A 13557-nucleotide genomic window follows, 5' to 3' on the forward strand; every position below is an offset into this window, starting at 1 on the left:
GTCGCCAGAAGTCGAACAATGACGAGGCAGAAACGGAACGTACCGTGTCGTGAACGTTCCGTGCCTCACACCGTTCGTGCCGTTCGTGCCGCGACGAGCCGATCGGGGGACGGCTCGACCGGCCAACGGCGCGAACCGGCCACCCGGGCTCTCTCAGACGGTGATGTCCTTGCCCGTGAAGCGCGCCCAGGCCGCCGAGCCGAACACCGCCGCGTACAGCGCCTGCAACCCCAGGTTCCTGACGATCTCGTCCCAGCGGACCGGATCGCGCAGCAGGTCCGTGAAGGACAGCCAGTAGTGCGGGAAAAGGTAGGGGTGGATCACGTCCAGCTGCGGCATCGCGTCGAGGATCTGCACGGTGATCAGCACCCCCACGGTGGCGGCCATCGCCGCGATCCCGCTGTTGGTGAGTGTCGAGACGAACAGTCCGAGCGCCGCGAACCCTGTGAGTGAGGCCGCCACCGTCACCGCGATCAGCCCGGCCCGCAGGAGCCCTTCCCCGAATCCGATCCGGGTACCCGAGATCGTCGTGACCTCCCCCACGGGGAAGAGCAGAGCCCCCACCGCGAGCGCCGACACCGCCACGACCAGGGTCGCGACGAGGCAGAACGCCAGCACCGACGCGTACTTCACGAGGAGCAGCCTGGTCCGGCCCGCCGGAGCGACCAGCAGGTAGCGCAGGGTCCCGCCGCTCGCCTCGCCCGCGACGGAGTCGCCGGCGACCACGCCGACCGCCATCGGGAGGAAGACGGGAAGCGTCGCCGAAAGGGCCGCGAAGACCAGGAAGAGGCCGTTGCCGGTGACCTGGGCGAGGAAGGCCGGGCCGCCGGGACCGCCCGGGCCCGCCGACGAGCCGTCCCCCGTCTCGATCCGCACGGCGATCCCGACGAGCAGGGGCACGGCGGCCAGGACACCGAGCAGGGCCAGGGTGCGCCACCGGCGCAGGGTGGTGGTCAGTTCGGAGCGGAGGAGCCCGAAGGTCCACAGGGCACGGCGAGGTGCCGCGGGTACGCCGCCCTCGGCGGCCGCGGTGACGTCAGCCCGCGACATCGAAGCCCTCCCCGGTGAGTGCGACGAACGCGTCCTCCAGCGAGGCCCGTTCGACGCCGAAGGACCGTACACGGACGCCGCCGCGCACCAGAGCGGCGTTGAGGTCGGCCAGTTCCACGTCACCGGGCGGGGCGTCCGCGCTCACCCGGTCCCCGTCGCTCACGAGGCCGGTCGCGCCCTGCTCCGTCAGGATGCGGACTGTGTCGCCCGGGTCGGGGGTGGTGACGGCCAGTCTGCCGCGGGCGCCCGCCGCGAGGTCGGCGACCGGGCCCTGGGTGAGGAGCCTGCCGCGCGCCATCACCGCGGCGTGGGTGCAGACCTGTTCGATCTCGTCGAGCAGGTGGGAGGAGAGGAAGACCGTGGTGCCCTCGGCCGCCAGGTCCCGGACGAGGGCCCGGATCTCGCGCATGCCCTGGGGGTCGAGGCCGTTGGTCGGTTCGTCCAGGACGAGCAGCCTGCGCGGCCGGAGCAGCGCGGCGGCGAGCCCGAGGCGCTGCTTCATGCCGAGCGAGTAGGCCTTGGCCTTCTTGCCTGCCGCGGCGGCGAGGCCGACCCGGTCCAGGGCGCCGTCGACGCGTGCGCGCCGGGTCCGCGGATCGGCCGACGGGTCGGCGCAGTCGTAGCGCACGAGGTTGTCGCGGCCGCTCAGGAACCCGTACGGCGCGGGCCCCTCGATCAGTGCGCCGACGTGCGGGAGGACCGTACGGGTGGCGGCCGGCATGGGACTGCCGAGGACGCGCGCGGTACCGGAGGTCGGGTCGATGAGGCCCATGAGCATGCGGATCGTCGTGGTCTTGCCCGAGCCGTTGGGGCCCAGGAAGCCGAAGACGCTGCCGCCCGGAACACTGAGGTCGAGCCCGTCGACGGCCAACTGCCCGCCCCGGTAGCGCTTGGTGAGGCCACGGGTCTCGATCACCGCGCCCTCTCGCGGCCGCCCGGCCGGCTCCCTCGCCACCGCCCCGGGCGCTGTGCCGGTCATACGCACTCCCGTCCCTTCCCGCCGTGTGCGGACACGACCGCCATGGCCGCGCCGCCCCGCCGTACGGAGCGTACGGCGGGGCGGCGCGGCGCGGACGGAACGTCCTACTCGGCGGTGTCGGCCGCCTTCACCAGCGCGTCCTTGGTGACCGCGCCGACGTACACCTTGCCGTCGTCCGTCATCAGCGCGTTGACCAGGCGCGTCCTGAAGACCGTGCCGGAGCCGAAGTCGCCGGTGACCTTGTCGCCGAGCGCGTCCAGGAACTGCTGCGCCTGGGCGGGCATGTCCCCGGAACCGTCGGCCGGGAGGCCCGCGCCGCCCGGGAGCTCGATCTCGGCGACCGCGTTCCAGCCTTCGCCGATGACGTTGACGCCCTTGAAGTCCTCCAGGGCGCCGAGGTCCTGCTGCGCCTTGTCCGTCGCACCCTTCTTGCCGGCCTCGGCCTTCAGCTCGTCGGCCTCGGTGACCTCGGCCCCCTTGGGCGGGGTGAAGGAGAAGGAGGACGCGTCGGGCTTCGCGAAGTCGACCTTCGTGAAACCGGCGTCGATCGCGGCCTTGCCACCGCTGCTCGGGGACAGGGTGAACTTCAGGGGTACGCCGGTCGAGGCGTCGACCGCGACCCGGACGGATCCGATCGTCGAACCGGACTGCTTCGGCTTGATCAGCAGCTGGTACGCGTCACGTCCCGCCACCTGCGCCGTGCCGTCGACCGTGACCGACGTGGTGTCGTCGGCCGCCGCGAGGGCTTCCTCGGCCAGCTCCTTGGGAGTGGTCGGCACCCCCTTGGGCGCCGTGTGCTTCCCGGCCTTCCCGCCGGTCTCCTCGGACCGCGCGTGGTAGACCTCGTTGCTCTCGCTGTCGTACGCCCAGACGTCGTCCCCGTTGTGGACGACGCTGTACTCGGAGCCCTCGCCGAGGATCGACAGGCGCTGCCGGTCGGGGCCGTCGGCCGCCACCCGCAGCGTGTGCGTGCCGGACGCCAGCTCCATCAGCTTCGCGTCGGGGGCGGCGCTCGACGTGCTGTCGCTCCCCTGGCCTCCCGGCGCGAAGGAGCCCGCGAGCCCGCCGAGGGAGGGGATACCGAGGTCCGTGCTGATCTTGACCGTGCCGGACAGCTGCTCCTCGTCCGAAGCGGCGATCTTCTCGACGAGTTCCTGCGCCGTGATCTTCGGCAGGTCCGGGTCGCCGGAGTCCGCCAGCGCCGGGACGAGTCCGATCGTCACCGCCGCCACCCCCGCCACCGCGACGGGGACCATGTAACGTGCCGCCTTCCGGCGGCCCACGACAGTGCCCGTGGCCTCGCCGGTCGTCTCCGCGCTGTCGTTCGATGCCATGTGTGCTCTACCTCCGTGGTCGGCGGCTGCCATCCCGTTGCACTCGTCCACCCCTCGCCGCCATTCTCACCCGATGTGGTCAGGAGTGGTTGTTCTCCATCTGACCAAATCGGGCGGCGACAAGCGTCAACCCCCGGGAGCAACTGTCGCTACCTCTCCGGGATGACAACGGGGGGGTCGTAGCCCCTAGGGGGAGCCGCCGACGCGGGGTCAGCCCGCGCGGTGCACCACGGCATCGCACAGCTCTTCGAGCGCGGCCTTCGCGTAGCACTCGGGGAGGGGCGCCAGGGTGGCCCTCGCCTCCTGTGCGTAACGGACGGTGTCCCGCCGGGCCTGCTCCAGTGCCGGGTGCGCGCGGAGACGGCTCAGGGCCGTGGCGAGCCGGTCGTCGTCGGCGAGGTCGCCGTCCAGCAGCTCCACGAGCTCGAGGTCGTCCGGCTTGCCCTCGGCCGCCGCCTGCGCGCGCAGGTGGAGGACCGGGAGCGTGGGGATCCCCTCACGCAGGTCGGTGCCGGGTGTCTTGCCGGACTCGTGCGAGTCGGAGGCGATGTCCAGTACGTCGTCGGCGAGCTGGAAGGCGATGCCGAGCCGTTCGCCGTACTGGGTGAGGATGTCGACGACCGATTCGTCGGCCCCCGCCATCATGGCGCCGAAGCGGCCGGAGACGGCGACCAGGGAGCCGGTCTTGCCGCCCAGCACGTCCATGTAGTGGTCGACCGGGTCCCGGCCGTCGCGCGGGCCGGCCGTCTCCAGGATCTGCCCGGTGACCAGGCGTTCGAACGCCTCGGCCTGGACGCGGACGGCCTCGGGGCCGAGGTCGGCCAGGATGTGCGAGGCGCGGGCGAAGAGGAAGTCGCCCGTCAGCACGGCGACGGAGTTGCCCCAGCGGGTGTTCGCGCTGTCCACCCCGCGGCGCACGTCCGCCTCGTCCATCACGTCGTCGTGGTACAGCGTGGCCAGGTGCGTCAGTTCGACCACCACGGCCGCGGGCACGATCCCCGGCGCGTCGGGGTCCCCGAACTGGGAGGCCAGCATCACGAGCAGCGGACGGAACCGCTTGCCTCCCGCGCTGACGAGGTGCTGCGCGGCCTCCGTGATGAACGGGACGTCGCTTTTGGTGGCGTCCAGCAGCCCCGCCTCGACAGCGGCCAAACCGGCTTGGACATCGGCCTCAAGAGCCTGGTCCCGCACGCGCAGTCCGAACGGCCCGACGACGGTCACGAGGGGATCTCCTGTCTGCTGACGATCACACGGAATGTCGATGTGTCGCTGTCTTCACCCAAGCCAGCGTATCCGGTCCCCTTTGGATCACCGTGGGCGCCTTCCCGCCACCGCCGGTATGTTCGGGATCAGCTCATACGATCAGGAGTTGCCGCTTTGTCCCACACCGTGATCGGTACCGAACCGGCGCAGCCACCACCCGAGGACGACCGGGCCTTCTCCGGCCGGGCCCGGGGGCTGACGACCCTGTCCGGGCCGGAGGTCCGGAAGCGCTTCTCGTGCCCCGGGACGCAGGCGATCCTGGTCCTCTTCTTCGCCGGCTTCCTCGCCGACAAGGTGTCCGACGGCGGCATGGGGCATGGACCCGGGCACCGGCGCCTCGGTGTCGGCGGCCTACGGCACCCTGGTCCACCTGGTCTCCGTCAGTACGTGGCGGGCCGGCGTCACCTGGCCGGGCGAAAGCACGCCGCGGCTCGGCGACATCCTGCTGGAGACCTCCGGCATGCCCGCCACCACCGAGCTCGCCCCACGGGCGTTCGTCAGCCGGACGACGGCGCTGTGGCCCCTGCCCCTGGCCCTCGCCCACGGCATCCAGGCGCAGATCGTGAAGCTGTACGGCGAGGTGTCCGACCCCGCCCACTTCGGTGTCAATGGCGCTATCGCGGTGGCGGCCGGTGTGGCCGTCATCGCCGCCGCTCCCTGGCTCGAGCGCACCATGCACCCCGTCCGCTGAGGTATCGCCATGCAGATCCGCACCGAGTTCCCGTACGAGACGACCCACGAGGACCTCTACATCCCGTTGCCGGACGGCACCCAGCTGTACGCACGGATCTGGCGGCCGGTCACCGACGAACCCGTGCCCGCGCTGCTGGAGTACCTGCCGTACCGGCTGAGCGACCGGACGGCGCCGCGGGACTGGCAGCGCCATCCCTGGTACGCGGGTCACGGCTACGCCTCCGTACGCGTGGACGTGCGCGGGCACGGCAACAGCGAGGGGATGCCGGGCGACGAGTACGACGCGACCGAGCTGGCCGACGGGGTCGCCGTCGTGCACTGGCTCGCCCGGCAGGAGTGGTGCTCGGGCCGGGTCGGCATGTTCGGCATCTCCTGGGGCGGCTTCAACTCGCTGCAGATCGCCGCCCTCGCCCCTGAGCCCCTGAAGGCGGTCGTCACCGTCTGCTCGGCCGACGACCGCTACGACAACGACGTCCACTACATGGGGGGCTCCGTCCTCGGCGTCGACATGCACGCCTGGGCCGCCACCATGCTGGCCTTCGTCTGCCGCCCTCCGGACCCCGCGGACGTCGGCGACGACTGGAGGGACATGTGGCTGGGGCGGCTGGAGGCCGTGGAGCCGTTCATCCACACCTGGCTGGCTCATCAGACCCGTGACGACTACTGGAAGCACGGCAGCGTCTGCGAGGACTACGGCGCCGTCGAGGCGAGCGTGCTGGCGGTGGGCGGCTGGCACGACCCCTACCGCGACACCGTCCTGCGGCTCGTCGAACACCTGGACCCCGGCAAGGTGCGCGGGCTCATCGGCCCCTGGTCGCACCAGTACCCGGACCGCGGGCTGCCCCCCGGCCCCGCGATCGGCTTCCTGCAGGAGACGCTGCGCTGGTGGGACCAGCACCTCAAGGACAAGGACACCGGGGTGATGAACGAGCCCCTCCTGCGGTCCTGGATCAGCGGTTCGCACCGTCCGGCCACGGCGTACGAGACGCTGCCCGGGCGCTGGGTCGGTGACGCGACCTGGCCGTCGGCGAACGTCGCCACCGTCGCGTACGCCCTCCAGGGCGGCCCGCAGACCGTCCGCTCGCCGCAGCGGACCGGGCTGGACGCCGGCCGCTTCGTCCCGTTCGGCAACGAGGCCGACCTGCCGCCGGACCAGCGCGACGAGGACGCCAAGTCGGTGTGCTTCGAGTTCCCGGTCGAGGAGGCGCCGATCGAGATCCTCGGCAGGCCCCGGGTGAGGCTCCGCATCCGTATGGACGTGCCGCGCGGCCAGGCCGTCGCCCGGCTCTGCGACGTGTCCCCCGACGGCGCGTCGACCCTGGTGACCTGCGGGGTCCTCAATCTCTCGGCCCGCCACGGGCGCGAGCGGTGCGACGACTGGCCGGCCGGGGAGACCGAGGACGTGACCTTCGAACTCAACGGCATCGGGCACACCTTTCCGCCCGGCCACCGGATCAGGCTGGCCGTCTCGTCGGCGTACTGGCCGTGGATCTGGCCGCAGGCGGGTTCGGACGGCTTCACGCTCGAGGCGGACGGGAGCCTCGTCGAACTCCCGGTGCGCCGGCACACCGAGGACCCGGCCATCACCTTCGGCGAACCGGAGCAGTCACAACCGCTCAACGTCGTCTTCCCGGTCACGCTCGACGAACAGCGCCCCGAGCGCCTGGTGGTCCGGGACGTCGCCAAGGGCGAGTGGCGCCTGGAGGTCGATCCCCGCTACGGCGGCACGCGTGTCCACCCGGACGGGTTGGAGTACACCGAGGACGCGGTGGAGACGTACACGATCCAGGAGGACGACCCGCTGTCGGCCCGGGCCCGTTCGGACTGGACGATCCGGCTGCACCGGCCGGAGATGTCCTGGGACGTGCGCATCGAGACCCGGTCGGAGACCGGTGCCGACGGGAACGACTTCATCACGTCCGACGAGGTCGTCTGCAAGGACGGCGACGAGATCGTCTTCCACCGGACCTGGGAGAAGCGGATCCCGCGCACGGCGGGGTGACGGCGGGCCCCATACGGGACCAGGGGGTAACTTTCCGGGCATCACGCCTACTTGAGGCCCTGCCACCGGCCGGCCCGACCGACGTAACGTGTCCCCCAAGCGACCTGGAAAGCGAGGCAGCAACAGATGCCCGAGCAGAGCAGCCCGCTCGATCTGGCCGAGGGCGACCCCTTCGGTCCGCACAACCTTCCGTACGGCGTGTTCTCCACCCCCGAACACCCGCACGACCGCAGGGTCGGTGTCCGCATCGGCGGGCATGTGCTGGACGCCGGAGCGGCCGCCCACGCGCTCGGTTCGCCGTACGCCCGGCTGCTGGCCCGGCCGAACCTGATGCCGCTCCTCGCGGCGGGGCGCACGGCGTGGCGGGACGTCCGGCGGGCGATCACGGCCTGGGTGACCGTGCCGGCCCACCGGCCGGACGTCGAGCCCCTGCTGCACCCCGTGGACTCGGTGACCCTGCACCTGCCGTACGAGGTCGCGGACTACGTCGACTTCTACGCCAGCGAGCACCACGCCACGAACGTCGGCAGGATCTTCCGCCCGGACGGCGCGGCACTCACCCCCAACTGGAAGCACCTCCCGATCGGTTACCACGGGCGGGCCGGCACGGTCGTCGTCTCGGGCACGGACGTGGTGCGCCCCTCCGGGCAGCGCAAGGCGCCCACCGACCCGGCCCCGGTCTTCGGCCCCTCGGTGAAGCTGGACATCGAGGCCGAGGTCGGCTTCGTCGTCGGTGTGCCCTCCGAGCAGGGCTCCCCCGTCGCGCTCGGCGACTTCCGTGAGCACGTCTTCGGGATCGGCCTGCTCAACGACTGGTCGGCCCGGGACATCCAGGCCTGGGAGTACGTCCCGCTCGGGCCGTTCCTGGGCAAGTCCTTCGCCACCTCCGTCTCCGCGTGGGTGACCCCGCTGGAGGCCCTGGACGCGGCCCGCACGGCACCGCCCGCCCGCGACCTCGACCTGCTGCCCTACCTCGACGACACGGACGAGGAGGAGCCCGGCGGCTTCGACATCCGGATCTCCGTCGCGATCAACGGCCGGACGGTTTCCGAGCCGCCGTTCGCCTCCATGTACTGGACGGCCGCCCAGCAGCTGGCCCAGATGACGGTGAACGGCGCCTCGCTGCGGACCGGTGACCTGTACGGCTCCGGCACGGTCAGCGGCGCGGAGCCCGGACAGCGCGGCTCCCTTCTCGAACTGACGTGGAACGGCCGCGACCCGCTGGACCTGCCCGAGGGCAGGCGGACGTTCCTGGAGGACGGCGACACGGTCACCCTGACCGCCTGGGCGCCCGGACCGCACGGCACGCGGGTCGGGCTCGGCGAGGTCACCGGACGGATCGTGCCGGCAACGTGACCACCCCCGCGCCCACGCTCCCCGAGGAGCTGCTGCTGCTCGCCCTGGATCCCGTACGCGGCAAGCCGTACTGCCGCGGCCGGTTCCTGGAGTACGGAATCGCCGGGGCCGCGCTGGCGGAGCTGGAGCTCCAGGGCCGGATCGCCGAGAAGCGCGGCCGGGTGGTGGTCGTCAATCCGCTCGACCCGCCGGACCCGCTGCTCGCGGTGTTCCTGCGCAGCCTCCCGCCACCCGGTAAGGGCCGATTCGGCTCGGGGGTGTCGGCGCGGCGCTGGGTGCGGCAGTCGGGGCGGCGTGCCGAAGGGCTCTACCTGGACGCGCTCGTGGAGCGCGGTGTGCTGCGCAGGGAGACCCACCGCTTCCTCGGCCTGTTCCCGTACCACCGCCACCCGGCGGGCTCCGCCTCGCCCGCGGAGGAGGTGCGGCAACGCTTCGATGCCTCCCGTGCGGCGGGTCATCCCGACCGCCGCAGCCGGCTGCTCGCGGCTCTGGGCGCGGCGGTCGAGCTGCCGTCGGTGGTGAGGCACGGTGACCGCCGCACGCGCGCGGCGGTGCGGGCCCTGGCCCGTGAGGAGTGGCCGGCGGCGGCCGTGCACCGCAACGTGCGCCAGGACAAGGCCGCCCAGGCCGGTGGCGGAGACGGCGGCGGAGGCGGAGACGGCGGCGGGGGCGGCGGCGACTGACGCCCCCCAGTGTCCGAAGGGTGGTCGCCCGAGTGGCAGATCTTCGCCGACCGGACTGAAAACAGCAGGTCACAGCGGTGCGTCCCGGATCCTCAGGTGGCGCAACACTGTGGCAACACCACCGCGGGCACGCCGTCGGTATGGTCCAGCGCATGCCAGCCGAACGCACCCGTGAGCACACCGTGCCCGTCGCCGCCGCCCGTCGGCGCCGGCTGCGCGCGGACCATGCCCGGCTGCTGGCCGACCTGCTGCGCCATCAGCTGCGCACCGGCGGCTTCCCGGGGGGTGTGCTGCCCTTCGAGGACGCGATCGGCAGCGACTACCGCGTCTCGCGCAACACCGTCCGCCAGGCCCTGGATCTGCTGCGCGCCGAGGGTCTGGTGGAACGTCAGCCCGGCGTCGGCACCGTCGTCGTCGGCGAGAAGTACCCGCACCGCCTCGACCGGCTCCAAGGGCTGGCCGAGACCCTCCGCGGACACGGCCGGGTCACCAACGAGGTCCGTACCGTCGGCCCCGTGCCGGCGCCGGGGCCCGTCGCACGGCGACTGCACATCGCGGAGCACACGGACGTGCTCTACATCGAGCGGCGGCGGCTGCTGAACGGGTTGCCGCTCTCCCTCGACCTCACCTACGTCCCCCTGGACCTCGGGACCGGCCTGCTCGGCTGCGACCTGGAGAACACCGACGTCTTCCGGCTGCTGGAGTCCCTCGCCGGGCAGCCGCTCGGCACCGCCGAGATCACCATGGAGGCCGTCAACGCCGACGCGCACTCCGCCGCCGTGCTGGAGGTCCCGCAGGGTTCCGCCGTCCTGATGCTGGAACGGCTCACCCACCTCGATGACGGCCGCCCCGTGGACCTGGAGTTCATCCGGTTCCGCGGCGACCGCATCAGCATGAGCGGCCTGCTGCACAGGTCCGACTGAGTCCCCTCATCCCTTCTTTCCTGGAGACCGCCATGCCTCTGGCGCCCCAGCGGGCCGACGTGCCCGTGACCATCGACGAGTCCAAGTGCATCGACGGCTGCACCCTCTGCGTCGACATGTGCCCGCTCGACTCCCTGGCCATCGACCCGGCCAGCGGCAAGGCGTACATGCACGTCGACGAGTGCTGGTACTGCGGCCCGTGCGCGGCCCGGTGTCCCACCGACGCGGTCACGGTCAACATGCCCTATCTCCTGCGGTGAAAGGCTCCTCCTCCCATGCGACGCACGGCAAGCCGTACTGCCGGGGCCCTGCTGGCCTCCGCTCTCCTCGTCCCGCTCACGGCGGGCTGCGGCGGCGGGGCGAGCGCGGGTGACGGTGACACGGTCACGGTGACCGTCGGCTACCAGTCCAGGACCATCAACACCGTCACGGCGGGCACCCTGCTGCGCTCGCTCGGCTACTTCGAGGACGAACTGCGCGCCCGCGGTGAGCGGGAGGGCGTCACGTACGAGGTGAAGTGGCAGGACTACGCGACCGGCGCGCCGATCACCGCCCAGATGACCGCGGGGAAGATCGACATCGGTTCGATGGGCGACTTCCCGCTGCTGATCAACGCGGCCCGCGGCAAGCAGCTGAACCGTCCGACGAAGCTGGTGTCGGTCACCGGCTACAACCTGCGCGGCGGCCTGAACACCGTGGTGACCGGGCCCGACTCGGCTCTCGGTTCCTTGGAGGACCTGCGTGGCAAGAAGGTCTCCACGAGCGTCGGTTCGGCCGCCGACGGAACACTCGTCCGCGCGCTCCGGCAGGCCGGAATCGATCCGGAGAAGGACATCCGCAAGCTCAACCAGCAGCCCGCGGTGGGGGCGTCGGCACTCCAGGCGGGCAGCGCCGACGCCCTGTCGCAGTTCGTGGCGTGGCCCGGCCTGCTGGCCTTCCAGGGCCGGGCGAAGGCCCTCTACGACGGCGCGGAGCTGAATCTCCCGACCTTCCACGGGGTCACCGTCGTCGAGGACTTCGCCAAGGAGCGGCCCGCCGTGCTGGAGGACTTCCTCCGGGCGCAGGGCCGGGCCACCGACTACCTGCACGAGCACCCGGTGGCGGCCTCCGAGTCGGTGGCGAAGGCGACGGGCCTCCCGGCCGAGGTCGTCCACCTGTACAACGGCGCCCAGGGCATCGCCACCTTCGACCCGACGGTGAAGCCCGCGCTGGTGGCCGCGCTGAAGAAGGACGTCCCGGTCCTGCGTTCGGCGAAGCTGGTCGGGGACGTGGACGTCGACTCCTTCGTCGACGAGACCTACCTGAAGCGGGTGTACGGCTCCGCCTACGCGAAGGCGCGGGCTGCCGGTCCGCCCGTCGCACGCGGCGGCGAGGTCTGGCTGAAGGGCGAGGACACCACGTCGGCGTTCGCCACTGCCGCCGAGGTCCTGCGGTACACCGCCGGACACGGGGGCCGGGTGCGCGCCGCGTACGTCCCCGACGCGAGCACCGGGACCCTGTGGTTCGCGGACCGGGCGGTCTGGGTGTCGGACGGGACGGAGCTCCGGCCGTACGTCACCGGCTCCGCGGCCCGCGCGGACATCGCCGCGCATCCCGGCGCCCGTGTCGTCCCGTACGCCACCGCGCTCGACCTGGCCCGCGCGTCATGAGGGCGCGGCGGTGGTCGGTGGTGCTGCGGGTGCTGTCGCTGGTGGCCGCACTGGGCACCTGGCAGCTCCTGACCTCCTACGACGTCGATCTTTGGCTGCGCTTCGAGCAGTTCCCCACGGTGACCGATGTGGCCCGGGCGTTCGGGGACCGGGTGGGCGGTGAAGCGTACTGGCAGGACCTCACCGACAGCCTGACCAGGATCGTGACCGGGTTCGCGCTGGCCGCCGTCCTCGGCGTGACGGTCGGCACGGCCGTCGCCCGGTCCAGGGTGGCCTCGGACCTGCTGGACCCCGTGCTCGAAGTGATCCGCCCCGTACCGGCGATCGCCCTCGTGCCCGTGGCGATCCTGCTCTTCCCCAGCAACGAGCAGGGCATCGTCTTCATCACCTGCACCGCGGCGTTCTTCCCCGTCATGGTCTCCACCCGGCACGCGGTACGGGCGCTCACCCCGATGTGGGAGGAGGCGGTCCTGACGATGGGGGGCGGCCGGTGGCGGATCCTCGGCTCCGTCGTCCTGCCCGGCGCGCTCCCCGGCATATTCGGCGGGCTCTCCGTCGGCATCGGCGTGGCATGGATCTGTGTGATCTCCGCCGAGATGATCTCCGGAGAGTACGGGGTGGGCTACCGCACCTGGCAGGACTACACGGTCGTCGACTATCCGGGGGTCTTCGTCGGCATGGCCACGATCGGCCTCCTCGGCCGGCTCACCTCCACGGCGGTGGAGCTGCTGGGCCGCCGGCTCACCCGGTGGCTGCCGCGCACGGAGGGCAACCGGCCCCCCTCCCCCGCGCGGCACCGGGCCCGGGCCGTGCCCCCGGTGGCAGTGCCGGTCCCCCTGCCGAAGGAACGGGTGCACCCATGACCTCGCCCACTACTCCCCCGGGCGTCCGGCTGAGCCTGCGCCGCGCCGTGCTGGGCCGGGCCGGGGCCCCCGTGCTCGACGGGATCGACCTCGACGTCGTGCCCGGCGAGATCCTCGCCGTCGTCGGCCCGTCCGGCTGCGGCAAGTCCACACTGCTGCGCACCCTGGCCGGGCTGCTGCCCGTCCTCGGCGGCGACGTCACCCAGGACGGCGAGGCGATCACCGCGCCCCACGCCGAGCGGGCCCTCGTCTTCCAGGACGACGCCCTGCTGCCCTGGCGCACGGCGCGGGCCAACGTCGAACTGCCCCTGGCCATCCGGGGCGTCGCCCGAGGCGAGCGCAGGACGCGCGCCGAGTCCTGGCTGGCCCGGGTCGGCCTGGACGGCCACGGCACCAAGCTGCCGCACCGGATCTCCGGCGGCCAGCGCCAGCGCGTCCAGCTGGCCCGCGCCCTGGCGGCCGAGCCGCGCGCGGTCCTGATGGACGAACCCTTCGGCGCGCTGGACGCCCAGACCCGGGCCGGCATGCAGCAGTTGCTCGTCGACGTCCTGCGGGGCACGGGCGCCACGGTCGTCTTCGTCACGCACGACGTCGACGAGGCCCTGTTCCTCGGCGACCGGGTCGCGCTGCTGCCCTCCGGGCGCGTCCTGGACGTGCCGCGTCCCCGGGAACGCGCCGCGCACGCCGATCCGGCGACCGTCGCGCTGCGCCGCGAGGTCCTGCAGTCCCTCACCCCCGCCACCTCCTCCTGAAAGGCTCCGA

12 protein-coding genes and 1 pseudogene are annotated in these 13557 nt (G+C 72.4%); 9 read left to right on the forward strand and 4 right to left on the reverse strand.

All coding sequences use genetic code 11. The annotated features are described in order from the left end of the window. Nucleotides 1-153: 153 nt before the first annotated feature. The 4 genes from QFZ58_RS15560 to QFZ58_RS15575 form a co-directional block, all read right to left on the reverse strand. Entirely contained in the window at nt 154-1050 is an 897-nt protein-coding gene (locus QFZ58_RS15560) for an ABC transporter permease (RefSeq protein WP_307125514.1), read from the reverse strand. Next, a complete protein-coding gene (locus QFZ58_RS15565; protein WP_307125515.1) occupies nt 1037-2029 on the reverse strand; it encodes an ABC transporter ATP-binding protein in 993 nt (330 codons plus the stop codon). Before QFZ58_RS15565 ends, QFZ58_RS15560 begins: the two co-directional genes overlap by 14 nt. 104 nt (nt 2030-2133) lie before the next feature. Further along, on the reverse strand, nt 2134-3363 hold the full coding sequence (locus tag QFZ58_RS15570) for a sigma-E factor regulatory protein RseB domain-containing protein (RefSeq protein ID WP_307125516.1): 1230 nt from the start codon (nt 3361-3363) through the stop codon (nt 2134-2136). Between the two features lie 210 nt (nt 3364-3573). After that, nucleotides 3574-4584, reverse strand: coding sequence for a polyprenyl synthetase family protein (locus QFZ58_RS15575; RefSeq protein WP_307125517.1), 1011 nt, complete (start codon nt 4582-4584; stop codon nt 3574-3576). 472 nt (nt 4585-5056) lie between these two features. On the opposite strand from QFZ58_RS15575, the pseudogene QFZ58_RS15580 reads away from it, so the two are divergent. The 9 genes and pseudogenes from QFZ58_RS15580 to QFZ58_RS15620 all read left to right on the forward strand — a co-directional run. After that, nucleotides 5057-5317 (forward strand): annotated as a pseudogene (locus tag QFZ58_RS15580) (MFS transporter); the annotation flags it as partial. A 9-nt stretch (nt 5318-5326) separates the two neighbouring features. Then, a complete protein-coding gene (locus QFZ58_RS15585; protein WP_307125518.1) occupies nt 5327-7321 on the forward strand; it encodes a CocE/NonD family hydrolase in 1995 nt (664 codons plus the stop codon). 126 nt (nt 7322-7447) lie between these two features. Then, nucleotides 7448-8677 carry a fumarylacetoacetase gene (gene fahA, locus QFZ58_RS15590; RefSeq protein WP_307125519.1) on the forward strand — a complete coding sequence of 410 codons (1230 nt, stop codon included), beginning with the start codon at nt 7448-7450 and terminating at the stop codon, nt 8675-8677. Then, nucleotides 8674-9360 (forward strand): GPP34 family phosphoprotein, encoded by a 687-nt coding sequence (locus QFZ58_RS15595; RefSeq protein WP_307125520.1) that lies wholly within the window; start codon nt 8674-8676, stop codon nt 9358-9360. Before fahA ends, QFZ58_RS15595 begins: the two co-directional genes overlap by 4 nt. A 152-nt stretch (nt 9361-9512) precedes the next feature. Next, on the forward strand, nt 9513-10283 hold the full coding sequence (locus tag QFZ58_RS15600; protein WP_307125521.1) for a GntR family transcriptional regulator: 771 nt from the start codon (nt 9513-9515) through the stop codon (nt 10281-10283). A gap of 32 nt (nt 10284-10315) precedes the next feature. Further along, nucleotides 10316-10543 carry a ferredoxin family protein gene (locus tag QFZ58_RS15605; protein ID WP_307125522.1) on the forward strand — a complete coding sequence of 76 codons (228 nt, stop codon included), beginning with the start codon at nt 10316-10318 and terminating at the stop codon, nt 10541-10543. Between the two features lie 15 nt (nt 10544-10558). Then, the gene (locus QFZ58_RS15610; protein WP_307125523.1) at nt 10559-11932 is read left to right on the forward strand and encodes an ABC transporter substrate-binding protein; all 1374 of its coding nucleotides are present in this window, start codon (nt 10559-10561) and stop codon (nt 11930-11932) included. After that, nucleotides 11929-12795, forward strand: a complete 867-nt coding sequence (locus QFZ58_RS15615; protein WP_307125524.1) for an ABC transporter permease — start codon at nt 11929-11931, stop codon at nt 12793-12795. The genes QFZ58_RS15610 and QFZ58_RS15615 overlap by 4 nt, the downstream gene beginning before the upstream one ends. After that, nucleotides 12792-13547 carry an ABC transporter ATP-binding protein gene (locus tag QFZ58_RS15620; RefSeq protein WP_307125525.1) on the forward strand — a complete coding sequence of 252 codons (756 nt, stop codon included), beginning with the start codon at nt 12792-12794 and terminating at the stop codon, nt 13545-13547. The genes QFZ58_RS15615 and QFZ58_RS15620 overlap by 4 nt, the downstream gene beginning before the upstream one ends. Nucleotides 13548-13557 lie beyond the last annotated feature (10 nt).

Source organism: Streptomyces sp. B1I3 (genome assembly GCF_030816615.1).
Taxonomy (GTDB): domain Bacteria; phylum Actinomycetota; class Actinomycetes; order Streptomycetales; family Streptomycetaceae; genus Streptomyces.

Excerpts from the sequence above, each read along its gene's own strand:
- QFZ58_RS15560 (WP_307125514.1), bottom strand. The coding sequence starts at position 1,050 with ATGTCGCGGGCTGACGTCACCGCGGCCGCCGAGGGCGGCGTACCCGCG.
- QFZ58_RS15565 (WP_307125515.1), bottom strand. The coding sequence starts at position 2,029 with ATGACCGGCACAGCGCCCGGGGCGGTGGCGAGGGAGCCGGCCGGGCGG.
- QFZ58_RS15570 (WP_307125516.1), bottom strand. The coding sequence starts at position 3,363 with ATGGCATCGAACGACAGCGCGGAGACGACCGGCGAGGCCACGGGCACT.
- QFZ58_RS15585 (WP_307125518.1), top strand. The coding sequence starts at position 5,327 with ATGCAGATCCGCACCGAGTTCCCGTACGAGACGACCCACGAGGACCTC.
- fahA (WP_307125519.1), top strand. The coding sequence starts at position 7,448 with ATGCCCGAGCAGAGCAGCCCGCTCGATCTGGCCGAGGGCGACCCCTTC.
- QFZ58_RS15600 (WP_307125521.1), top strand. The coding sequence starts at position 9,513 with ATGCCAGCCGAACGCACCCGTGAGCACACCGTGCCCGTCGCCGCCGCC.
- QFZ58_RS15605 (WP_307125522.1), top strand. The coding sequence starts at position 10,316 with ATGCCTCTGGCGCCCCAGCGGGCCGACGTGCCCGTGACCATCGACGAG.
- QFZ58_RS15610 (WP_307125523.1), top strand. The coding sequence starts at position 10,559 with ATGCGACGCACGGCAAGCCGTACTGCCGGGGCCCTGCTGGCCTCCGCT.
- QFZ58_RS15615 (WP_307125524.1), top strand. The coding sequence starts at position 11,929 with ATGAGGGCGCGGCGGTGGTCGGTGGTGCTGCGGGTGCTGTCGCTGGTG.
- QFZ58_RS15620 (WP_307125525.1), top strand. The coding sequence starts at position 12,792 with ATGACCTCGCCCACTACTCCCCCGGGCGTCCGGCTGAGCCTGCGCCGC.